This is a genomic window from Nocardiopsis algeriensis (assembly GCF_014203695.1).
GTDB lineage: Bacteria > Actinomycetota > Actinomycetes > Streptosporangiales > Streptosporangiaceae > Nocardiopsis > Nocardiopsis algeriensis.
Window position 1 is genome coordinate 1 of record NZ_JACHJO010000007.1, and the last position, 21,969, is coordinate 21,969.

At 72.4% G+C, this 21,969-nt stretch carries 16 protein-coding genes and 2 pseudogenes; 9 read left to right on the forward strand and 9 right to left on the reverse strand.

All coding sequences use genetic code 11. The features are described from left to right. From FHS13_RS12170 to FHS13_RS12185, 4 genes and pseudogenes are all read right to left on the reverse strand, one after another. Positions 1-227: pseudogene (locus tag FHS13_RS12170) on the reverse strand (glycosyltransferase family 2 protein); the annotation flags it as partial. Further along, positions 224-529, reverse strand: a pseudogene (locus FHS13_RS12175) (glycosyl transferase family 2); the annotation flags it as partial. The pseudogenes FHS13_RS12175 and FHS13_RS12170, both read right to left, overlap by 4 nt. Positions 530-591: 62 nt before the next feature. Next, positions 592-2,610, reverse strand: a complete 2,019-nt coding sequence (locus FHS13_RS12180; RefSeq protein ID WP_184291663.1) for a glycosyltransferase family 2 protein — start codon at positions 2,608-2,610, stop codon at positions 592-594. A 44-nt stretch (positions 2,611-2,654) separates the two neighbouring features. Continuing rightward, positions 2,655-3,689 (reverse strand): class I SAM-dependent methyltransferase, encoded by a 1,035-nt coding sequence (locus FHS13_RS12185; RefSeq protein ID WP_184291665.1) that lies wholly within the window; start codon positions 3,687-3,689, stop codon positions 2,655-2,657. Positions 3,690-4,330: 641 nt separating this feature from the next. On the opposite strand from FHS13_RS12185, the gene FHS13_RS12190 reads away from it, so the two are divergent. Beyond that, positions 4,331-4,945: a superoxide dismutase gene (locus FHS13_RS12190; protein WP_184291667.1), complete on the forward strand. Its 615-nt coding sequence runs from the start codon at positions 4,331-4,333 to the stop codon at positions 4,943-4,945. Positions 4,946-5,673: 728 nt separating this feature from the next. Beyond that, positions 5,674-6,933, forward strand: a complete 1,260-nt coding sequence (locus FHS13_RS12195; protein WP_343065001.1) for an SGNH/GDSL hydrolase family protein — start codon at positions 5,674-5,676, stop codon at positions 6,931-6,933. Positions 6,934-6,976: 43 nt separating this feature from the next. Here FHS13_RS12195 and rocD read toward each other — a convergent pair whose 3' ends face one another. Continuing rightward, entirely contained in the window at positions 6,977-8,287 is a 1,311-nt protein-coding gene (gene rocD, locus FHS13_RS12200; protein WP_184291669.1) for an ornithine--oxo-acid transaminase, read from the reverse strand. A 384-nt stretch (positions 8,288-8,671) separates the two neighbouring features. Here rocD and FHS13_RS12205 point away from each other — a divergent pair, with 384 nt between their 5' ends. The 4 genes from FHS13_RS12205 to thiD all read left to right on the forward strand — a co-directional run bounded on the left by FHS13_RS12205 (position 8,672) and on the right by thiD (position 13,319). Next, positions 8,672-10,318, forward strand: coding sequence for an AMP-binding protein (locus tag FHS13_RS12205; protein WP_184291671.1), 1,647 nt, complete (start codon positions 8,672-8,674; stop codon positions 10,316-10,318). A 325-nt stretch (positions 10,319-10,643) separates the two neighbouring features. After that, entirely contained in the window at positions 10,644-11,573 is a 930-nt protein-coding gene (locus tag FHS13_RS12210) for a DUF368 domain-containing protein (protein ID WP_184291673.1), read from the forward strand. Positions 11,574-11,621: 48 nt separating this feature from the next. Then, on the forward strand, positions 11,622-12,314 hold the full coding sequence (locus tag FHS13_RS12215) for a DedA family protein (RefSeq protein ID WP_184291675.1): 693 nt from the start codon (positions 11,622-11,624) through the stop codon (positions 12,312-12,314). 189 nt (positions 12,315-12,503) lie between these two features. Next, positions 12,504-13,319, forward strand: coding sequence for a bifunctional hydroxymethylpyrimidine kinase/phosphomethylpyrimidine kinase (gene thiD / locus FHS13_RS12220; protein ID WP_184291677.1), 816 nt, complete (start codon positions 12,504-12,506; stop codon positions 13,317-13,319). Positions 13,320-13,386: 67 nt separating this feature from the next. Here the strand turns inward: thiD and FHS13_RS12225 are convergent, their stop codons facing one another. Further along, complete coding sequence (locus FHS13_RS12225) at positions 13,387-14,802, reverse strand: amino acid carrier protein (RefSeq protein ID WP_184291679.1); 1,416 nt, start codon at positions 14,800-14,802, stop codon at positions 13,387-13,389. Between the two features lie 378 nt (positions 14,803-15,180). After that, on the reverse strand, positions 15,181-15,438 hold the full coding sequence (locus FHS13_RS12230) for a DUF6457 domain-containing protein (RefSeq protein ID WP_184291681.1): 258 nt from the start codon (positions 15,436-15,438) through the stop codon (positions 15,181-15,183). 216 nt (positions 15,439-15,654) lie between these two features. Here FHS13_RS12230 and FHS13_RS12235 point away from each other — a divergent pair, with 216 nt between their 5' ends. Further along, positions 15,655-16,842: a glycosyltransferase family 4 protein gene (locus FHS13_RS12235; RefSeq protein ID WP_184291683.1), complete on the forward strand. Its 1,188-nt coding sequence runs from the start codon at positions 15,655-15,657 to the stop codon at positions 16,840-16,842. A 98-nt stretch (positions 16,843-16,940) separates the two neighbouring features. On the opposite strand, the gene FHS13_RS12240 is transcribed toward FHS13_RS12235, so the two are convergent. After that, the gene (locus tag FHS13_RS12240) at positions 16,941-18,272 is read right to left on the reverse strand and encodes a pyridoxal phosphate-dependent aminotransferase (RefSeq protein WP_184291685.1); all 1,332 of its coding nucleotides are present in this window, start codon (positions 18,270-18,272) and stop codon (positions 16,941-16,943) included. Positions 18,273-18,396: 124 nt separating this feature from the next. On the opposite strand from FHS13_RS12240, the gene FHS13_RS12245 reads away from it, so the two are divergent. Beyond that, positions 18,397-19,329: a LysR family transcriptional regulator gene (locus FHS13_RS12245; RefSeq protein WP_184291687.1), complete on the forward strand. Its 933-nt coding sequence runs from the start codon at positions 18,397-18,399 to the stop codon at positions 19,327-19,329. Positions 19,330-19,462: 133 nt separating this feature from the next. On the opposite strand, the gene FHS13_RS12250 is transcribed toward FHS13_RS12245, so the two are convergent. Next, entirely contained in the window at positions 19,463-19,792 is a 330-nt protein-coding gene (locus tag FHS13_RS12250) for a hypothetical protein (protein ID WP_184291689.1), read from the reverse strand. A gap of 262 nt (positions 19,793-20,054) precedes the next feature. Between FHS13_RS12250 and FHS13_RS12255 the strand changes: the two genes are divergently transcribed. After that, positions 20,055-21,635 (forward strand): family 20 glycosylhydrolase, encoded by a 1,581-nt coding sequence (locus FHS13_RS12255; protein WP_184291691.1) that lies wholly within the window; start codon positions 20,055-20,057, stop codon positions 21,633-21,635. Positions 21,636-21,969 lie beyond the last annotated feature (334 nt).

Here is a 21,969-nt window from a genome sequence, read left to right on the forward strand (position 1 = left end):
GCCAACGACGCCAACACCAACGCCAACTTCTCCGGCTGACCATGCGCGGGCACCACCACCGACACCGACAACACCGGACTCCACCCCCCGAGAGGAGGAGGCGTGAGTACCGCGTGGTCGTTGCGCACGGCCCGGGGCTGGTCGGTGAAGTCGACATCACCGCGCGGCAGGGCGGGGGCGTCGCCGTCTGCGGGTGTCGGGGCGGTCGAGGTGTCCAGGGCTGTCAACGGTGTTCTCCCGTGTTCTGGGCCGCGGGCCGGCCGAAGGGGGCGGGTTCCCCTTCCAGCAGGGCGCTGAAGCGCCGGCCGAACCACTGCCGGGCGTAGTTGTGCAGGAAGTAGGCCATGTCCTCGGACCAGGTGTGGCCGCCTCCGGTGCGGCGCAGCACGTAGCCGAGGCCGTGCGTCCGGTAGACCCGGCCGCCGCCGCGGACGACGGCCAGGAGCAGCTGGGTGTCGACGGCGCGGGGAAGGGGGCGGAAGCCCCCGGTCTCCTCCAGCACCCCGCGGTCGGTGAAGTCGACATCACCGCGCGGCAGGGCGGGGGCGTCGCCGTCTGCGGGTGTCGGGGCGGTCGAGGTGTCCAGGGCTGTCAACGGTGTTCTCCCGTGTTCTGGGCCGCGGGCCGGCCGAAGGGGGCGGGTTCCCCTTCCAGCAGGGCGCTGAAGCGCCGGCCGAACCACTGCCGGGCGTAGTTGTGCAGGAAGTAGGCCATGTCCTCGGACCAGGTGTGGCCGCCTCCGGTGCGGCGCAGCACGTAGCCGAGGCCGTGCGTCCGGTAGACCCGGCCGCCGCCGCGGACGACGGCCAGGAGCAGCTGGGTGTCGACGGCGCGGGGAAGGGGGCGGAAGCCCCCGGTCTCCTCCAGCACCCCGCGGTCGGTGAGGATGGTGCCGCCCGCGACGAAGCGCGTGGAGGTCTCGGACTCGCGGCTGCGCCAGACGGTCACGTCCACCTCCTGGAGGTGGACGAAGTCCTGGCCGGTGCCCACCAGCTCGGCTCCGGAGTAGGTGCGGGCCAACAGCAGGTCGGCCAGGTGCTCGGGCCCGTACCAGTCGTCGTCGTCCCACTTGGCCACCAGCGTCCCCGACGCCCGGTCCACCGCCTCGTTGAGCACCGCACCGAAAACGGTGCCGCCGTCGGCCTCGTGCACCACCAGCGGAATCCCCGTCTCCCCGAACTCGGCCACCGCCGAAGCCACCTCCGGCAAAGAAACCGGAAAGCCGTGCAGAGCCAGCACCACCTCAAGGCGCACATGCCGCTGACGCGCGATCTGAGCCAACGCGAACCCCACCATCCCCGGACGCCGCGTACACAGCACCACCGACACCCGCGGCTCCGGCGGCACCGCAAGACCGACCTCGACCCCCAGGGCACGCCACCGCGCACGCACCCCGTGCGCACGCAGAGCCGCCCGACGCAACCGCACACTGTGCTCCTCACGACGCAGCCGGTCGGTCAGGTCCTCGTCCGAGGCCCCGGTGAGGAGGTCGGCCAGGGGGCGGCCGAGCCCGGCCGCCCAGGCGGGGACGGTTCCGCCGATCAGCGGCACCCCGCCGGCCGCCAGGGAGGCGACCGCGCGCACGGCGGCCGAGGGGCCGGTGTGCCCGGACCAGTCCACCCTGATCCCGCGCAGGTGGCGCAGGCGGGACAGGTCCACATCGGTGACGGTGCCGTCGGGCGCCACGGCCACCAGGTCCTTGCCGCCCTCCCGGACGACCGCGCGGTCCCCGTGGACGGTGAGCTCGCCCAGCGGCCCGTCCTCGGCCTTGCGGAAGCCGGCGGGGTTGACGGTGAGCTCGTCGATCGGAGCGACGGCGGACACCGGGTCGGGCCGCTCGCTCCACCTCCGGGCCGCCGCGAGCCCGTCGTTCCCGCCGATGTGCTCCCAGGAATCGGCCGCGGTGGTGTCGCGGTCCAGCACGGGAACCCTTTCGTCGGTCCACCCGGCGCGCGGTCCGGTGCCGCCCACGCGCAGGGCCAGGTCCCCGACCGGGGTGACCCTGCGCAGCGGGACCGGTCCGGCCTCCTCCACGCCGCGGACACCGGTGTCGCCGGGACGCCACAGGGCGGCCTCGGGGCCGTGGAGGACGGCCAGGGGCGCCGTCGCGGGGCCGCGGCGGCGGGCCCGGGTGCCCTGTACGACGGCGTCGAGGACCTGCGGTGTCTCGACCCCGTTGGGGAAGAACAGCTCGCACACCCAGCCGCTGCGGTCCAGCCGCCGGACCCGGGCCTCCTGGAGGTCCCGCCACTGCCCCATGCCGGGGGAGGCCGGCAGCGGGGGCTCCTGGTGCCCGGGGGTCGCGAGCAGGGCGACGACGACGTGCGCGGCGCGCGGCAGGCCTGCGGCGGCGGTCAGGGCGCGGTGCAGATCGGTCGGGGCCGCCGCGACGACGGCCACCAGCCCGACCTCCGCGCCCAGGCCGCGCTCCCAGGCACCCTCGACCTCGAAGGAGCCGGACACCGCCAGGGAGTCCAGATCCAGGATCCGGTCGAGGGGACCCAGGGGCAGGCCGTCCAGGGCGGCGCGGCTCTCGGTTCCGGTGTGGCACAGGAGGGCGACCTCTGTGCCTCGGGCGCGCAGGGCGCCCCGAAGGAGGGTGGTGATCATCGGGGACCTCGGGGTGGAGTGGCTCGGTTGTCCGGGAGCGGGGCTCAGATGCTCTTGCGGCTGAACACGTGCGCGCCCTTCTCCGCGGCTTCCTCGGTGCGGTGCAGTTCGGGGTACTCGGCCAGCCAGCGTTCGCCGAGGGCGCGCTCGTCGGGCCGGTCGGCGTCGTCGAGGACGAACACGGCGTCCTCGGTGCAGTGCGGGAGCAGCCGGGGCACCGCGGGGTAGCGGGCCTGCAGGCCGGTGGCGGCGGGCGGACCGTCGACGAACACCAGACCGACCCCCTGGAGGTCGGCCAGGGCCGAGGTGTCGTACCAGCGGTCGGCGGTGGTGCGCTCCTCGCCGTCGACGGTGACCGTGGCGGGATCGATCTCCACGAGCGGGGCGTGGCGGATCTCGACGATGTCACCGAGCCCGTGGGAGGCCACCATCGCGCGGCTGAGTTCGGCATAGCGGGCGTCGTGTTCGAGGGCGACGAGACGGCCGGTCCCCACCCGGCGCAGGGCGTGACCGATCCAGACGCTGGAGGATCCGCTGCCGCACTCGACGACCGTCCCGGGGCGCATGCGTTCGATGTGGCCCACGAGGATCCGGAGCACGTCGGGAGAGGCGGCCCAGCCGCGCAGCGGCGGCAGGAAAGGGCCGGCTCCGAGGTGGTCGCGCAGTTCTGTCCAGGCGACCTGCTGCTCGTAGTCGTTGCGACCCTGGACCTCGACGGCGCGGCGGACGCCTCTGCCGATCTCGGAGACCGCCGTGTCCCGGGCCCGGGTGATGTGCCCGCGTACGCCCTCCATCACCTCGACCGTCTCCACGCGGTTCTGCCCGAGCGCCTCGGTGACCCGGTGGGCGTGCTCCTCGACCTCCTTCTGCAGGTCGCGCACGGCCCGGCGCAGCGTCACCGTCCCCGCCCCGAGGGCGCACACGAGGGCTCCGACCGCTGCCACGGCGGCGAGGGTGAGCGCGTCCATCCAGGTCACGGCGCCCCGGGCGGCGAGGACGACGAGGACGAGGACGGCAACCGCACCGACCGCTGCGGCTGCCGTCAGCAGGGGGAGGAGACGGCGGCGAAGGGAGCGCATGGGCGGAATACCTCCACGGGAGACTCGGAACCGGCGGGGGCCGCCGGCCGGGGGACGGCGAGGCGCCGCGGCCCGCACACCCGACCGGGGTCGTCCGGCGGGGCAGGAAAGGGTTCGGGAAAACACAGCGGCTCTCCCGAACAAGGAAACACCCAGAAAGGACATCCAAAAACCGGAGCGGCGGCAATTCCCCCGTTGTTCATCGACACATCACCCTAACCTCCGCGTTCCGATCTCCGGTGTTCGCCGGGACGGGTGTCCTCCCTGGACAACGCGGGAATCGTCCTGTGACCTATGAGCCTCTCAAGACGCCGGACAAGGCGGCACGGGACAGTCCCCCGAAGGGTGTCTTCCGATGACGCGGGGGCCGGATTTTCCCTGGCACATCGAGAACTTCGGTGAAGACCGGGAGAACACCCCGAAAACACATCGAAACGATTTTCCTGCCGTCGGCCGCCGTGCGTGCGCGCCGCCGGACCGGAGATCGCTCCCGGCGGTGTCGGCGGCGCGCCTTTTCTCTCCGCGCCCGGGTGTCGAGTGCCTGGCATCGGGTAGCGAGACGCTCGACTGATAGCTTGCTGCTAGCGATCCCATCGCTGCTGAACACGACGAATCCCGTCATTGGAAAGGTGCGTCAGAGGATGTCTGCGCCGTACTCGCTTCCTGAACTGCCCTACGACTACGCGGCCCTGGAGCCGTGGATCTCCGGCAAGATCATGGAGCTGCACCACGACAAGCACCACGCCGCCTACGTCGCCGGTGCCAACACGGCCCTGGAGCAGATGGCGGAGGCCCGCGAGGCCGGGAACTTCGGCACCGTGAACCTGCTCCAGAAGAACCTGGCGTTCAACCTGGGCGGCCACGTCAACCACAGCGTGTTCTGGAAGAACCTCTCCCCCGAGGGCGGCGACAAGCCCGAGGGTGAGCTGGGTGCCGCCATCGACGACCAGTTCGGCTCCTTCGACGCCTTCCGCGCCCACTTCGGCGCCGCGGCGACCGGCATCCAGGGCTCGGGCTGGGCCATCCTGGCCTGGGACTCGCTGGGTGGCCGCCTGGTCATCGAGCAGCTCTACGACCAGCAGGGCAACGTCCCCGTCGGCACGGTCCCGCTGCTCATGCTGGACATGTGGGAGCACGCCTTCTACCTCCAGTACCAGAACGTGAAGGCCGACTACGTCAAGGCCTTCTGGAACGTCATCAACTGGGCCGACGTCCAGGAGCGCTTCGAGGCCGCCCGCAAGGTCCAGATCGGCTAGCTCCCATCTGAGCCGGGCTGAAGCGCAGCGGAGGCCCCGAACAAAAAACCTGTGGCCGAAGGCCATCCGTTGAGGGTGGTGGCGGGCGACGGGCGGGCCGAAGCACCGGTCACCCGCAAGCCCACCCGCGCCCCAGGGGGTGTGCCGTGAGGGCGCCGGCGGGATTCTGCAGGAGCGGAGCGAACATCCGAGGAACGAGGATGTGAGCGCAGCGACGAAGAACCCCGCCCTGAAGGCGCCCGAACCGGGGCCGAAGCGAAGCGGAGGCCCCAAGCAAGCACAGTGAGGGCGCCGGCGGGGTTCTGCAGGAGTGGAGTGAACACGCGAGGAACGAGCGTGTGAGCGCAGCGACGAAGAACCGCGCCCGAAAGGCGCCCGAGCAAGCACAGCGGCGCCGCCCCTTCGGGGGCGGCGCCGCTTCTTCTCGCCTGGTCACAACGCCAGGCGCCCGGCCCCGGACCGCGTGCCTTCACTCTGGTCTCCCCCGTTACTCTCCCGGCCGGGGTTCATCGCTTCCGTACAGGTCCCACCAGATGAGGCCGCACATCTTTGTGGAATCTCCCTCATGACGCGGGGCCCCGGGGCGAGGCAGAGTGGAAGCGCTTCCCCGGCACCGGAGGAAGGGACCGACCCAGCGGGATTGGCCGCCGCTGGGCCGGTCCCTCCGCGGCCTCCCAACGGTAGGCTTTCGGGACGAAAGCCGTCCGAACTGCCAGGAGGGGTGGGCCGTGCCAGCTCGTGGCGACGAACCGGACAAGCCGGAGGAGATCTCCGAGAAGGCGCCGGAGCAGGCGCCCGAGGAGAGCCCCGAGGAGGCCCCTGCGGCCGAGGAGCCGGAGGCCGCCCCCAGCCGGAGGCGCCGCGGTCCCCGCATCGCCACCCTCGTCTCGGTGGCCATGGTCCTGGTCCTGGTCGCCGCCCTGGCCGTCCCCTCCTCACGCGAGGGGCTGCAGTCCCTGTGGTGCGGCGTCGTCGGCGGTGTGTGCCCCGAGGACGAGCTTCCTCCGATCTCCGAGGAGGAGGAGACCGACTGGCGCGTGCGCCTGGCCCCCGAGGAAGCCGCCCTGTGGGGGAACTACGTCGCCCTGGGCGACTCCTACTCCTCCGGCGACGGCGCGGGCGACTACGACCCGGAGACCGCCGTCAAGGGGGGCTGCTGGCGCTCGCAGAACGCCTACCCGCGCATCATCGAGGAGGAGTTCGCGTTCGCCGGGACACTGGCCTTCTACGCGTGCAGCAGCCACAAGGGCTCGGACCTGCTCGGCGAGATCGGCACCCCCGAGTCCCAGTTGGAGCGGGTCACCGAGCACACGTCACTGGTGACCCTCGGGATCGGCGGCAACGACCTCGGGTTCATCCCCGTCCTGCGCACCTGCATCGTGCGGATGCCGCTGCTGGACAGCGGTGTCTGCACCGAGCAGGACGGCGACATCGAGAAGCGCATGGACAAGTTCGAGGAGACGCTCACCACGGTGCTGGAGGAGATCCGCGACCGCGCACCCGACGCCCGCGTCCTCGTGCTCGGCTATCCGCGGATGTTTCCCGAGGAACCGCCCACGATGTACTACACGCTGACCGTCAGCGACCAGCTGTGGCTGAACGAGGTCGCCGAGGAGTTCAACGACCGCATCCGCGACGTGGCCTACCGGGTCGACGGCCGCGTCTACGGCTCGCGCTCCACCGGCAGCGTCGAGTACGTCAACACCTTCTCGGCGCTCAGCGGCCACGAGGTCAGTGCCGAGGACGCCTGGCTGAACGGGATCGTGCTCGGGCCGTTCGGCGGGGGGCTGCGCGTGGACCGGGCGAGCTTCCACCCGACCGCCCAGGGCCAGCTCTCCATCGCCGACCGGGTGCGCGGACAGATCGAGGAGGGGCCCGAGCGGGTGCTCCACGTCTCCCGGGAGACCCTGGAGCGCGTGGACGAGGAGCTGCTGCTCTCGGAGCTGGGCGGTCCGCTCGACCCCGTCCGGGAGACCGACGCCTCCTGAGGCCGGCGGTCGTGCCCCGCCCTCCGGCGGGGCACGACCCGTGTCAGCGCCCGGCCCGCAGGTCGGCGACGACCTCGGCGAAGCGGTCCAGACCCCAGTTCAGGTCCTCCTCGGAGATCACCAGCGGTGGTGACATGCGCACCGTGGAGCCGTGGGTGTCCTTGACCAGGACGCCCTTGCGGGCGAGCCGCTCGCACAGCTCCCTGCCGGTGGCCAGCGCGGGGTCGACGTCGATCCCCGCCCACAGGCCGATGCTGCGCGCGGACACGACGCCGTCGCCGACCAGCCCCCTCAGCCTCCGGGCGAGCACATCGCCCAGGCGCCGGGCGTTCTCCAGGTAGGGGCCCTCGGTCAGCATCCGCACGACCGTCCGGCCCACCGCCCCGGCGAGCGGGTTTCCGCCGAAGGTGCTGCCGTGCTGGCCGGGCTGGATGACCCCGAGCACGTCCTCGTCGGCCACCATCGCCGACACCGGCAGGATGCCTCCTCCCAGGGCCTTGCCGAACAGGTAGGCGTCGGGGACCACCCCGGTGTGCTCGCAGGCCCGGACGGTACCGGTGCGGCCGAGCCCGGACTGCACCTCGTCGGCGATGAGGAGCACGCGGTTGCGGTCGCAGATCTCGCGGATCCTGGGCAGGTAGTCCTCGGGCGGCACGATCACCCCGGCCTCGCCCTGGACCGGCTCGATCAGGACGGCGACGGTGGTGTCGTCGACGGCCTCCTCCAGCGCCTCGGCGTCCCCGTAGGGAACGGAGCGGAAGCCGGGCGTGTAGGGGCCGAAGCCGCCGCGTGCCTCGGGGTCGGAGGAGAACGAGACGATGGTGGTGGTGCGGCCGTGGAAGTTCATCCCCGCCACGACGATGGTCGCCCGGCCGATCGGCACGCCCTTGACCTCGTAGCCCCACTTGCGGGCGACCTTGATGCCGGTCTCCACGGCCTCGGCGCCGGTGTTCATCGGCAGGACCTTCTCCTTGCCGACCATGGCGGAGAGCGCGGCGACCCAGGGCCCGAACTGGTCGTTGTGGAAGGCGCGGCTGGTGAGTGTCACCCGGTCGAGCTGGCGGTGCGCCGCCTCCAGCAGGTCGGGGTTGCGGTGCCCGAAGTTCATGGCCGAGTATCCGGCCAGGCAGTCCAGATATCTCCTGCCCTCGGTGTCCGTCACCCAGGCGCCCTCTCCCTCGGCGACGACGACGGGCAGGGGGGAGTAGTTGTGTGCCGAGTGCGCCCGGGCGAGGGCGATGTGCTCCTCACCGGAGAGCGGTGCCCCCTCGGCGGCTCCGGCGCGGTCTGCGGGTGCGATTCCTCCGGGATCCCCGGAAGGGTGCTGCTGTCCCAGGTTCTGGGTCGTGCTCATCCAGCCACTCCGATCACCATTGACCGATGTCAGACAGGTAGATACCCATCGCCGGGGCGGGTGGCACCCCCGCGCGGGCAATGGTCAAAAGTTGAACAGACGCCGGGCGGTCCCACAAGGGGTGGTCCTTCTCACAGGCGCGGGACATGCCTGGAATCCGACCGTTCGACCCCTTCTGAGCGCGCCCTCCGCACCCTTTGTGAGCTGCGGGGAGTATGTCGGTGACGCGGTCCACAGCCCCCGGCATCGGTCTGCGGGGCCTTCGAGGGATACGGTCGGCACACAGCCGGACCAGCCGCACCGCGTTCCCACCCCCGAACGCCCTTTCCCCGCCTCCGCGAGCTCAGCCGTGGACGGCTCCGTTCCACGTCAGGGAGGTCAGACGTGCATACCGCGCCTTCCGTCCGCGCCGACGAGCCCTTGTCGCTCGCACGGCTCTTCGCCGCCGTGGCGGCCGCCGTCCCCGAGCGGACGGCACTGGTGGCCGGCCCTCGGCGGCTCACCTACTCCGCGCTGCTCGACCGCTCGCTGCGGTTCGCACGCCACCTGGTGGGTGCGGGCGTGCGGCCCGGCGAGCACGTGGCGATCCTGTCCTTCAACCGCACCGAGTGGATGGAGGCGTTCCTGGGCGTGCTGCAGGCCGGCGCGGTCCCCGTGAACGTGAACTACCGCTACGTCGCCGGCGAGCTCCGGCACGTGCTGGACGACTCGCGGGCCGTCGCCCTCGTCGCGGAGGAGTCCCTGGCCGCCACGGCCGCGGTGGCCGGACCGGACCTGCCCCGGCTGCGCCACGTGCTGCTGCTGGAGGACCGCAGTCCGCACAGCGGGTCCTACCCCGGCGCGGTCCGCTACGAGGACGCCCTGGCCTCGGCGGATCCGCGGACCGCCCTGCCTCCCACGAGCGGCAACGACCACTACCTCCTCTACACGGGCGGCACCACCGGCTACCCCAAGGGGGTGCTGTGGCGCCAGGCCGACATCTTCCGGGCCGCGATCGAGCGCCGCTCCCCCGGGTCCGCGCGCGCCGCCTCCCCGGAGGAGGTGGCCGAGCGCGCCGCGCGGTGCTTCTCCGAGCGCATGCTGGTCCTGGGACCGCTGATGCACGCGGCCGGCCAGTGGAACGCGCTGAGCATGCTCATGTGCGGCAAGCAGGTGGTGCTGTCCACCGACCGCAGCTTCCGGCCCGAGCGCGTGGCGGAGCTGATCCACCGCGAGCGCGTGCACACCCTGCAGGTGGTGGGCGACGCCATGGCCCGGCCGCTGGCCCGGCACCTGCTCACCGAGCCCGGCATGTGCCCGGACCTGAGCTCGGTCCGCTCGGGCGGCACCCCGCTCACCCCGGCCGTGCGCGGCCTGTGGCGGGCCTGGCGCAAGGACGTCGCGCTGGCCGACTCCTACGGGGGTTCGGAGACGGGGGTGTGCGGTTCCGCGACCGCGGGTGACGCCGAACCCCTGACCGGCTCGGCCGACAACCGCACCTTCGCGATGAGCGGCAGCATCGCCCTGCTGGACGAGAACCTGCGCCCCCTGCCCCCGGGTTCCCCGGTGGTGGGGCGCATCGCCCGCACCGGGCGCATCCCGCTGGGCTACTACAACGACCCGATCGCCACGGCGCGCACGTTCCCCACCGACGCCGAGGGGCGGCGCTGGGCCCTGTCGGGCGACTACGGGACGCGCGGCGAGGACGGCTCGATCGTGCTGCTGGGCCGGGGCAGCGTCGTCATCAACACGGCCGGGGAGAAGGTCTACCCCGAGGAGGTCGAGGCGGCGCTGAAGGCCCATCCCGACGTGGAGGACGCCATCGTGGTGCCCGCCCCCGACGAGCTGCTCGGCCAGCGGGTGACCGCCCTGGTCTCCCTGGCCGCGGGTTCCCGCCTGGACGCGGCGGGGCTGCGCTCCTTCTGCCGGGTGCGGCTGGCGGGGTTCAAGGTGCCCCGCACGGTGCACTTCGTCGACCGGGTGCGGCGCACGGCGGTCGGCAAGCAGGACTACCGCTGGGCGGCGTCGGTCGCCAGGGGCGGGCGCGGGTGAACCCTGGCCCTCCGAACCGGGGAGCCCCCGCCACGACGGCGGGGGCTCCTCCCGTTCCGGACCGGGATTCGAGGCTTCCCCGCACGACCGGGACCACGGCGGGAGCGCCTTCGGGACATCCTCCGATCCGCCGTACCCCCACTAGACTGACTGCACCCGGTTCCGGAGCATCTCCCCCTGGACTCCCCCGCCGGCCCGGCCCGCGGCCCGGGCACGGCAGCCGGATCGACTGCATCGCCCCCACCCTCCACCCGTCACGGGTGCGTTCGGGACACCACTAGGACGGAGGACGGCGCCCCCCTGCCGGAGCGGCGCCCACAACCAGATGGCCAAATCAGTAGGCTCCTATCTCTTCAACGCGCTGCGCGGAGGTGCCGTCGGCACCTCGGAGGCCCTCCCCGGCATCAGCGGCGGCACCGTCGCCCTCATGGTCGGCCTGTACGACAAGCTCATCGGCGGCGCCGGCCACATGGTCAGCGGCATCAAGCGGTGGGTGACCGATGTCCCGCGCGGCCGCGGCAACGAGCGTGCCCGCGAGCAGTTCCGGCTCGTGGACTGGAGTGTGCTGATCCCCGCGCTGATCGGTATGGCCCTCTTCCTCGGTCTGGCGGCCGTCGTCCTGGCCCCGGTCGTGGAGGAGCACACCCAGTACGCCTACGCGGTCTTCTTCGGCCTGGTGCTGGCCTGCCTGTGGGTGCCCTACACCGCCTCGGGCAAGAAGTGGCGGGCGGGGCACTACCTCCTCGCCCTGGTGGCGGCCGCGGCGGCCTTCACGCTGACCGGCCTGCCCGGCGCGAACCTGCCCGCCCATCCCGTGATCGTCTTCTTCGCCGCCGGGGTGGCGGTCTGCGCCCTGGTCCTGCCCGGCGTGTCGGGCTCCTTCCTCCTGCTGACCGTGGGCCTGTACGAGCCGACCCTCAACGCGGTCCGCGAGGCCGACATCGCCTACCTCGCGGTGTTCGCGCTGGGTGCCCTGACCGGCCTGTCCCTCTTCGTCAAGCTGCTCCAGTACCTGCTGGAGAACTTCCACCACATGACCCTGGTCGTGCTCACCGGCCTCATGGCCGGTTCCCTGCGCGCCCTGTGGCCCTGGCAGGACGAAGACCGCGCCTTCGTCGCCCCCACGGAGGTGCCCCTGACCGTCGTGCTGATGGTGGTCGGCTTCGCCGTCATCGTCGCGGCGATCGTCTGGGAGAGGCGCAAGCTGGACCAGATGGCGGCCGCCGACGACCAGCAGGACACCGTCTCCGCCTGACCGCACACAGGGCGGCTCCGCGCCGCCGGGAGAGGACACCGAAACCGGATGCCGACATCTTCCTGGGCCGTCTCCGCCGCAGCCGCGGCGGACGGGGGCAGCGGCGACTACGGGGGCTTCATCGGCTGGGTGCTCGGGTTGATGACGGCCCTGGGCGAACCGGGCGTGGGCGTGGCCCTGTTCATCGAGACCTTCTTTCCCCCGCTGCCCAGCGAGGCGGTCCTGCCGAGCGCGGGCTTCCTGGCCTACGACGGCCAGATGAACGTGTGGCTCGCCATCGCATGGGCCACCGCCGGCGCCCTGGTCGGCGGCTGGGGCTTCTACGCCGTCGGACGCCTGCTCGGCCGCGAACGCACGATGCGGCTCGTGAGCAGGACCCCGCTGCTGGAGGAGGAGGACTTCCTCAAGGCCGAGAAGTTCTTCTCCCGCTTCGGAGGGACCGCCGTGCTGGTGGGGCGGTGCGTGCCCGTGGTCCGCAGCTTCATCTCGATCCCCGCGGGCATCGCGCGGATGCCGCTGTTCAAGTTCTCCCTCTACACGATCATCGGCTCCGCGGTCTGGAACACGATCTGGATCGGCCTGGGCTTCGTCTTCGGCCCCGCCGTCGAACCCGTTCTGTCCCGCTGGAGCAGCGTACTCAGCAACGCCGTGCTCGCCGTCATCGGCCTGCTGGTGCTGTGGTTCGTCGTCGTACGCGTCCGCAGGCTGCTGCGCGCACGGAGGCCGGACGGTACCGGCTGACCTCGGAGGCATCCCGTCATCGCGGCCCGCGTTCCCCTCCCGGAACGCGGGCCGCAATACTGGGAGGGGGCCGCACGGCCCCGAGGCGCGGGGTGCCGGCGAGCACTGCCTTCCGCAGGCACTGCCTTTCCGGCTGAGAGCACACCCGTCGAACCTGCCCTAGTTAGCACTAGCGAAGGAACGCCCCGTATGAGTGCGTGCAGCAGTGTGTACAACGTCGTCTCCATCGCCGGGAGCGACCCCAGCGGGGGCGCCGGCATCCAGGCCGACCTCAAGGCCTTCTCGGCGCACGGAACCTACGGGATGAGCGTGGTCACCGCGCTCACCGCCCAGTCCACGCGCGGCGTCACCGGGGTCCACGGCGTCCCCGCCGAGTTCGTCACCCACCAGATGGAGACCCTCTTCGCCGACGCCCCCGTGCACGCGGTCAAGATCGGGATGCTCGGCACCGCGGAGACCACCGAGGCGGTCGCCGACGCGCTCACCCGCCACGCGCTGCCCCGCGTCGTGGTGGACCCGGTGATGGTCGCCAAGAGCGGCGACCGCCTCCTGGAGGCCTCGGCGACCGAGGCGCTGCGCAAGGTCCTGCTGCCCCGCGCCGACCTGGTCACGCCGAACCTGCCCGAGGCCGCCGACCTGCTGGGCTGCGAGGAGGCCGCCGACCTCGCCGGAATGCGCGACCAGGCGTACCGCCTGCTGGAGCTGGGCCCGCGCCAGGTGCTGGTCAAGGGCGGCCACCTGGAAGGCCCGGAGAGCATCGACGTCCTCGTCTCCCGCGACGCCGACCCGGTCGAGTTCACCGCCCCGCGGGTGGCCACCCGCAACACCCACGGCACCGGCTGCACGCTGTCCTCCTCGATTGCGGCCCTGCTGCCGCAGCGCCCGGACACCGCCTCGGCCGTCGCCGACGCCAAGGCCTACCTGACCGAGGCCCTGCGCCGCGCCGACGAGATCGACGCGGGCGGCGGGCAGGGACCGGTTCACCACTTCCACCGGTGGTGGTGAGGGCGCACGCGAGAGGGGACCGGCGCGATGCCGGTCCCCTCCGCGTTCGACAGGTGTCCCGCCGGTCCTACTTGGACACGTCCTCCATGAGGACGTCGGGGTTGCGCCAGTCCGGGTGGGAGAAGAACTTCTTGCTCTCCGACGCGATCAGCGGCGACAGGATGAGCAGGCCCACCAGGTTCGGCAGTGCCATGAGCCCGTTGGCGATGTCGCTGAAGAGCCACACCGAGTCGAGGGCGGCGGACGAGCCGACGAAGATGACGGCGATGAAGACCAGGCGGTAGGGCAGTACCAGCTTGCGCCCGCCCAGGAACTCCATGCACCGCTCGCCGTAGTAGGACCAGCCCAGCAGGGTGGTGAAGGCGAACACCGCGACGGCGATCGCCACGATGTACCTGCCGGCCTCGGAGGCGACCGGGCCGAGCGGGCTCAGGCCCTCGGTCATCGCCAGCGTGGTCATCAGGGAGCCGTCGGCCTCACCCGAGGTCCAGGCCCCGGTGGTGATGATGACCAGGCAGGTCATGGTCACCACGATGATGGTGTCGATGAAGGTCTGGGTCATCGAGACCATGGCCTGGCGGACGGGCTGCTTGGTCTTGGCGGCCGCCGCGGCGATGCCGCCGGTGCCCAGGCCCGACTCGTTGGAGAAGATGCCGCGGGCGAAGCCCTGCTGGATGGCGAGCATGAGACCCGCACCGGCGAAGCCGCCGGTCGCGGCGGTGCCGGTGAAGGCGTCGGTCACCACGAGCTGGAGCGCGGGCAGGATCCCGTCCCAGTTGAGGGCGAGCACGAGCAGGCAGGCACCGACGTAGCCGATGATCATGATCGGCACGAGCGCCGAGGCGACCCGGCCGATGCTCTTGATGCCGCCGAGGATGACGGCGCCGGCCAGCACCATGAGGACGAGGCCGATGATCCACGCGTCGATCCCGGTGATGCTGTTCACCTGCTGGGCGACGGTGTTGGCCTGGGACCCGTTGCCGATGCCGAAGGAGGCGATGGTGCCGAACACCGCGAAGAGCACGCCCAGAGTGGTGCCCAGGCCGCCGCCGATGCCGTACTTGAGGTAGTACATCGGGCCGCCGCTCTGCTCACCCTTGGCGTCGGTGCGGCGGAACTTCACGCCCAGGAGGGCCTCGCTGTACTTGGTCGCCATACCCAGGAAGCCGACGACCCACATCCAGAACAGCGCGCCGGGGCCGCCGGTGCCGATGGCGAGCGCGGCACCGGCGATGTTGCCGACACCGACCGTGGCCGCCAGCGCGGTGCTCAGCGCCTGGTAGTGGGAGATGTCGCCCTCGACGGACTCGTCCTCCTTGCGCCGGACGAGCGCGAGCCACAGGGCGTGGGGAAGGCGGAGCAGTTGGAGCAGGCCGAGCCGGATGGTCAGGAACAGGCCCACGACGAACAGCAGCGGAATGAGGACGAACGGCCCCCAGATGATGCTGCTGACGAGGCCGGCCATTTCCAGGAGTTGGTCCACGGAGGCCCTCCCTAGAGGTCAGTGTGTGGGGTCGGGGACACCTGCGGTGCTGCGGTGCGGGGACGGTGCTCCCAGGTGCCGCTTCGGCACCTTTGGGCGCTTTCGCGGTATCGGCAAAGAATTGCAGTGGTTCATTACAGGAACGTCACATGTGTTCCACATGCAGATCTCACCGGGAACCACCACCCGCGGGTCCGCGGTCAGGCCGTGTTCTGTGGACGCTCTCGCCGCATCGGCGGAGCCGATCCCCGGCGAACGGCCGGCCAGGCGTCTCCTTGCGAGGCGGGAAGCGCAGCTCGGCCCGGCCTCGCACGCTCCTCCGACGCGGCACGGGGGCGCCTGGCAGCCGTGCAGCCGAGACGGTCCACAGGACACGGTCTAGGAGTCGCCCGCCTCGGTGCCGGCCCGTGCGAGGGCGAGCCGGCTCAGCATCTCCGCCGCCTCGTCGGGGTCCGCACCCCGGCCGACGGCGATGCCGAGCAGATAGGTGGTGAGCGGCGCGGCGGGGCGTGCGACCGAGTGCGCGGCGTCCTTGGCCAGGTCCAGGATCCGGTCCACGTCCTCCTTGCCGAACGCCTTTCCGTCCGCGAGGCCCAACTCTCCGCGGACCGCTTCGGCCCATTCCACGAGGGTCACCACAAAGACTCCCTAGAGCAATACGACGGTTACGACAGGCGATCCTAGCCATCGCCGGGACACCCGGAAGCCACTCCCCGGCCCCGGGCCCGTCACCGCCCGATCGGCAGGTGCACCCCCGGCCTTCCGGCACGGTTCCCCCCGGCCCCGATCGGGGTTCACCCGCCGAGCCTAACGTCGGAGGCAGCCGTCCCCCCGGCGTTGGGAGCCGTCCGCATGTCTCCGACCGAGAACACGACCCCCGCGTCCCGCCCGCTCCGCGTGGCGATCGTGGCCGAGTCCTTCCTTCCGCAGGTCAACGGGGTGACCAACTCCGTCTGCCGCGTCACCGACCATCTCGCGGCGCAGGGGCACCAGGCCCTGGTGCTGGCCCCGGGGCACGGCCCCGCCGTGCACGCGGGTTTCCCCGTCGTCCGCCTGCCCTCCCTGCCCCTGCCCTTCTACCGGGACTTCGCCGTCGGTCTGCCGGCCCGCCGTACGCTGACCGCGGCGATCCGGGCCTTCTCCCCCGACGTGCTGCACCTGGCCTCCCCCGCCCTGCTCGGCGCGGCCGCGGTGGAGACCGCCCGCAGATGGGCCCTGCCGACCGTGGCGGTGTTCCAGACCGACCTGCCCGGTTTCGCCGAACGCTACGGGCTGCCCGGAGCCGACAGGATCTGGGAGCTGCTGCGCCGCGTCCACTCCGCGGTGGACCGCACCCTCGTTCCCTCCTCCGCCACCCTGGAGGCCCTGTCCTCGCGCGGCTTCCCCCGACTCGCCCTGTGGCGGCGGGGGGTGGACCTCCGGCGTTTCTCTCCCCGGCACCGCGACGGGGAACTGCGCCGGCGCCTCGCCCCGAACGGCGAGGTGATCGTCGGCTACGTGGGCCGCCTGGCCAAGGACAAGCGCGTCGGTCTCCTGGAGGAGGTGGCCCGGCTCCGCGGGGCCAGGCTGGTCGTCGTCGGCGGCGGGCCGGAGCTGCCGCGGCTGCGCCGGCGCCTGCGGGGCGCGGTCCTCACCGGCCCGCGCACGGGCCGGGACCTGTCCCGTCTGTACGCGTCCTTCGACGTGTTCGTGCACACCGGCGCCGACGAGACCTTCTGCCAGACCGTCCAGGAGGCCCTGGCCTCGGGGGTGCCCGTGGTGGCACCGGCCGCGGGCGGCCCGCTGGACCTGGTGGTCCCCGGGCACAACGGGTTCCTGTACGCCCCGGGCTCGGTGCGCGAGCTGCGGGTGGGGGTCGGCCGCCTGGTCCACAACCGCCGGGTGCGGGAGGCCCTGGCGGTGAACACGCGCGCCTCGGTGGAGCACCGCACGTGGGAGTCGGTCAACGGGCAGCTCCTGGACCACTACCGCGCGGTCGTCACCCCCAGCCGGGACCTGGCCGGCCCTGACCGTGCCGACCGCGGTGCCCCGGTGCGCTGACACCGTGCACGGCGAAGCCCCCGGTCGGCGGGTGAATGCCGGCGGCCGGGGGCTCTCCCCTTCCTCCCCTGGTGCGTGTCCGCGGCAGGGACCGCGCCTCAGCGGACCGGCTCGGCCACCGGAGTCCCCGGCTGGGGAACGGAGAGCGGCCCCCGGCGCGGGGCGAGCAACTCGTCGAGAACCTCCGACAGCCGGTCCAGGTGGGCGCGGATCCACGGCAGGGCCAGCGGGTCGGTGGCGGACAGGGCCGCGTAGCGGCGCTCCTCGCTGTCGCCGTAGAGCAGGCTGGTGGCGACACGCAGCCGCAGCGAGTCGGCGCTCTCGCCGAACTCGGCGGCGGGCAGGACCCCCATCCCGAAGCGCTCCAGCAGCAGGCCGGCCAGGGCGGGGCCGGTGGTGACGCCGTGCACGGAGGCGAGCCGGTCGCGGACGGGGCCGAGGTCGGGGTACAGGTAGAAGGCGGCACGCGGTGCGGCCACGGACGCCCCGGCCCGGGTGAACGCCTCGGCGGCGGCGCGGGCGACGATGCCGTGCAGGCGGCGGCTGCGATCGATGTGGTCCAGGAGCTCGGCGGGCTCGCCGAAGGCGTGGGCCGCCGCTTCCTGCACGGGGGCGGCGGGGCTGGACCAGATCTCGCTGGCCACGCCGAGCAGTCCGCCGCGCAGGCGCCGGCCGGTCTCGGAGTCGGGCAGGCGCAGGACGCCGATCCGCCATCCGCCGAGGGCAAGGTTCTTGCTCAGTCCGGTGGTGACGACGGTGCGCTCGGGCGCGAATTCGGCGGGACTGTGCACGTGGGCCGGTTCCCCGCCGGGTTCGGCGGGGTGGACGAGGTCGCGGTAGATCTCGTCGGAGATGATCACGAGGTCGAGCTCGCGGGCGACCTCGGCCAGGCGGCGTACGGTGTCGCGGCTCGCGACGGTCCCGGTGGGGTTGTCGGGCAGGGTGACGACGACCGCGCCCACGGTGCGCCCCTCGGCGCGCGCGGCGGTGACAGCGGCGTGCAGGAGGTCGGGCTGGGGGACTCCGCCCTCACCGGGGGATGTGGGGACCATGATGGGCCTGTGGCCCAGCAGGCGGCTCTGGGCGGCGTAGCTGACCCAGCTGGGGGCGGCGATCGCGGGGTCGCCGCCGATCTCCAGGAGCAGGCTGTACAGGAGCGGCTTGCTGCCGGGCCCGGCGACGACCATGTCGGGGTCGGTGGGCAGGTCCCGTCGCCCCCAGTAACCCGCGGCGGCCTCGCGCAGGGCCGCCGACCCGGCCACGGGCCCGTAGGCGTTGGCCCCGTTGCCCGCGGTGAGCCGGTCGCGTAGGACGGGGTGGACCGGTAGGCCCGCCTCCCCGAATCCGAGAGGTAGGACCCGGACCCCCTGGCGGCGCTTCTCGGCGAGGGCTTCGTTGACGGCAAGGGTCGCGGAAACAGTGACGGTCATGGACGACTCATCTCCGGCTCATCGTTCGGCGCTCGGCCGCTGGTCGGCGGCCTCCCCTCACCCTCTGCCCAAATCCAGGCTCAGTACAAGCGAGTCTTTTCGATGGTGAGCGTAAGCTTTTCCCATGCTCGATCTGCGCCGCCTCCAGGTCCTGCGCGAGTTCGGTGTCCAGGGCACCATCGCGTCGACCGCCGCGGTCCTCGGCTACACGCCCTCGGCGATCTCCCAGCAGCTGTCCACCCTGGAGAGGGAGACCGGGGTCGCGCTCCTGGAGCGCACCGCGCGGGGGGCGGAACTGACCGACGCGGGACGCCTCCTGGTCTCCCACGCCGAGGAGATCCTGGCCCTGGTGGAGGTCACCGAGTCGGTGCTGGCCGAGCAGGCCGGCAAGGCCATGGGCGTGGTGACCGTCACGGCCTTCCCGACGGCGGCGGTGGCGCTCGCGCCCCTGCTGGCCCCTCCGCTGCGCCGCCACGAGGGGATGCAGCTGGTGCTGCGCCAGACCCCGCTGTCGAAGGGCGCGGAGAAGGTCCGTTCGCGCGAGGTGGACATCGCCCTGGTCGACGACTGGACCGGCCAGCACCCGGGCCGGGGGGCCGACAGCGGCCTGCGCCACGTGCACCTGCTGCGCGATCCCCTGGTGCTGGCGGTACCGGGCGACCACCCCCTGGCCGACCCCGCCCGGCCGGTGGTGCTGGAGCGGCTGCTGCGGGAGTCGTGGATCGTGGCGCCCGAGGGCGAGCCCTCCCGCCGCGGCACCGACCGCCTGCTGGCGGAGGTGGGAGGGCTGCCCGCGGCGGCGTGGGAGTTCGAGGGGCTGGGCACGATCCTGAGCCTGGTCTCGCGGGGGATCGGAATCGCCGCGGTGCCGGCCCTGGCGACGGTGGGAGCGCCGGCGGGTCTGGTCTGCCGCCCCCTGCCCGGCGGCGTTCCGGTCCGGCACGTGTACGCGGTGCTGCGGCCGCCCTCCCTGCGCCGCCCGGCTGTCCAGGTGACCCTGGAGGCTCTGCGCGAGGCCGCCCGGGAGGTCTCCGCCCAGCTGGAGGACCTGGTCTGACCCGTCGTCGCGGGCGGCCCCTCGACCGCACCGCCGACGCCTCCGACCGGTTCACCGGGGCGCACCCGGCGGACACGGCTGCGGCCCGGCAGGAGGCCGGGCCGCAGGGTGTCGCGAACGGATCGGTCGTCGGTCATGTCTCACCGCTCCTGCGGCGCGCCTTGTCGATGCGGCGACGCAGTCTGCGGCAGGTGTGGAGCGCCCGGTCACGGTCGTCGCGGGCGTTCCACCATCGGGCGTACGCTTCGAGTCTTCGTCTTCTCAGGGACTCCAGCTCGGCCTCCATCCGGGCCACCCGGTGCTCCAGGTCGATGCGTTCGCTCTCGAACTCCGACATGTCGCGCTCGTGGAGGCCCACTTCGCGTTCTGCGGTGCGCAGCCGATCGGCGAGGGTCTCCGCGGCGCTGTCGCCGCGGGTGGCCCGGCCGAGGCCGACCTGTCCACTGATGCCTTCGAACCACACACCTCTCACGTTTCCGGAGAGGCGCGCAGATCACTTTTTGCTACGCAAAAAATGCGGAAAGCAACAAAGTAGATAAAGCATCTCTTTCCGGCATATCACCACAAAACACACTCCTCTGGACGTCGCCTTCCGGGAGCCACCACGGACCTCGCTCCGGCGCGGAAGGCCGGAAGCGGACGGCCGCCCCCGAAGGGGTGTTGCCGCGCCGCCGCCCATGACACCATGTCGTTCATTGGTCTAGACCGGACAGGAGCAGCCACTCGTGCCTGACATCTCCGCCCATCCCCTGGTCCCCCGGCCCGCGCAGACCGTGCCGGGCGAAGGGGAGGGCCTCACCCTCACCGCATCGACCAGAATGTCCGCCGACCCCGAGGCGCGGGGCACTCTGATGTGGCTCCAGCGCGAGCTCGGCGCGGCGACCGGTCTGCCCCTGGCGTCCGGCGACGAGGCCAGCGAGATCCGGTTGAGCGTGGACCCCCGGGCCGGTCTCGGCCGTGAGGGCTACCGCCTCATCGTCGACGGCGAGGGAGCCATCGTCGTCGGCACCGACCCCGCCGGGGTCTTCTACGGCGCGCAGACCCTGCGCCAGCTCCTGCCCGCCGCGGCCTACCGGAAGGCCCCTCTCGGGCAGGCCCGGTGGACACTGCCCGCGGTGCGGATCACCGACGCACCCCGCTTCCGGTGGCGCGGCATGATGCTGGACGTGGCCCGCCACTTCGCGCCCAAGCGCGAGGTGATGCGCTGCATCGACCTGATGGCGATGCACAAGCTCAACGTCCTGCACCTGCACCTGACCGACGACCAGGGGTGGCGGATCGAGATCCGCCGCTACCCCCGGCTCACCGAGGCTGCCTCCTGGCGGACGCAGAGCCAGGTGGGCGCCGGAAAACCGCCGGTGTTCGACGGCCGCCCCCACGGGGGGTTCTACACCCAGGACGACATCCGCGAGATCGTGGCCTACGCGGCGGCCCGGCACATCACCGTGGTCCCCGAGATCGACGTGCCCGGCCACACCCAGGCCGCCATCCACGCCTACCCCGAGCTGGGCGAGGCCGGGCAGATCCCGGTGGGCACGCAGTGGGGCATCTTCGACGAGGTGCTCGCGGTGACCGACGAGGCCCTGGAGTTCTGCCGGAACGTGCTCGACGAGGTCGTGGAGCTCTTCCCCGGCCCCTACGTCCACGTGGGCGGCGACGAGTGCCCCAAGGACCAGTGGCGGAAGAGCGAGTCGGCGCAGCGGCGCATCGAGGAGGAGGGGCTGGCCGACGAGGACGAACTGCAGAGCTGGTTCGTCCGCCGGCTCGGCGAGCACCTGGCCTCGCACGGGCGCCGCCTGGTGGGCTGGGACGAGATCCTCGAGGGCGGACTCGCCCCGGGTGCGACGGTGATGTCCTGGCGCGGCGAGGAGGGCGGGATCGCCGCCGCCCGGGCCGGGCACGACGTGGTCATGTCGCCGACCGCCACGTCCTACCTCGACTACCGGCAGTCCGATGCGGAGGACGAGCCCGTGAAGGTGGGCACGCTGCTGCGGCCGGAGGACGTCTACCTCGCCGAGCCGGTCCCGCAGGGCCTGACCGAAGAGGAGGCCGAGCACGTACTGGGCGCACAGGTGAACGTGTGGACCGAGCACATCGACACCCCGCGCCGCCTGGACTACATGCTCTTCCCCCGCCTGTCGGCCTTTGCCGAGAAGGTGTGGTCGAGCGGCCCGCGCGACTACGCCGAGTTCGAGCCGCGACTGCGCGGCCACCTGGCGCGCCTGGACGCCGCCGGGGTGGAGTACCGCCCTCTGGAGGGCCCCCGTCCCTGGCACACCCGCCCCGGCGTCCAAGGCTGGGGCTGAGGACCCCGGCGGGTTCCGCAGGCCCCGAGATGCGGGCGAGGAACAAGCACCCCCGCCTGGAGGCCGAAGCGAAACAGGCCCCCCGGGGGTGCGCCGTGAGGGCGCCGGCGGGCGACGGGCAGGCCGAAGCACCGGTCACCCGCCAGCACAGCCGAGCCCCAGGGGGTGTGCCGTGAGGGCGCCGGCGGGGTTCTGCAGGAGTGGAGCGAACATCCGAGGCACGAGGATGTGAGCGCAGCGACGAAGAACCGCGCCTTGAAGGCGCCCGAGCAAGGGGACTGCGGCCGAAGGCCGTCCGTTGAGGGTGGTGGCGGGCGACGGGCGGGCCAAAGCG

Bases quoted from the DNA above. Each gene is read 5' to 3' on its own strand.
- FHS13_RS12180 (WP_184291663.1), bottom strand. From the start codon at position 2,610: ATGATCACCACCCTCCTTCGGGGCGCCCTGCGCGCCCGAGGCACAGAG.
- FHS13_RS12185 (WP_184291665.1), bottom strand. From the start codon at position 3,689: ATGCGCTCCCTTCGCCGCCGTCTCCTCCCCCTGCTGACGGCAGCCGCA.
- FHS13_RS12190 (WP_184291667.1), top strand. From the start codon at position 4,331: ATGTCTGCGCCGTACTCGCTTCCTGAACTGCCCTACGACTACGCGGCC.
- rocD (WP_184291669.1), bottom strand. From the start codon at position 8,287: ATGAGCACGACCCAGAACCTGGGACAGCAGCACCCTTCCGGGGATCCC.
- FHS13_RS12210 (WP_184291673.1), top strand. From the start codon at position 10,644: ATGGCCAAATCAGTAGGCTCCTATCTCTTCAACGCGCTGCGCGGAGGT.
- FHS13_RS12215 (WP_184291675.1), top strand. From the start codon at position 11,622: ATGCCGACATCTTCCTGGGCCGTCTCCGCCGCAGCCGCGGCGGACGGG.
- thiD (WP_184291677.1), top strand. From the start codon at position 12,504: ATGAGTGCGTGCAGCAGTGTGTACAACGTCGTCTCCATCGCCGGGAGC.
- FHS13_RS12235 (WP_184291683.1), top strand. From the start codon at position 15,655: ATGTCTCCGACCGAGAACACGACCCCCGCGTCCCGCCCGCTCCGCGTG.
- FHS13_RS12240 (WP_184291685.1), bottom strand. From the start codon at position 18,272: ATGACCGTCACTGTTTCCGCGACCCTTGCCGTCAACGAAGCCCTCGCC.
- FHS13_RS12245 (WP_184291687.1), top strand. From the start codon at position 18,397: ATGCTCGATCTGCGCCGCCTCCAGGTCCTGCGCGAGTTCGGTGTCCAG.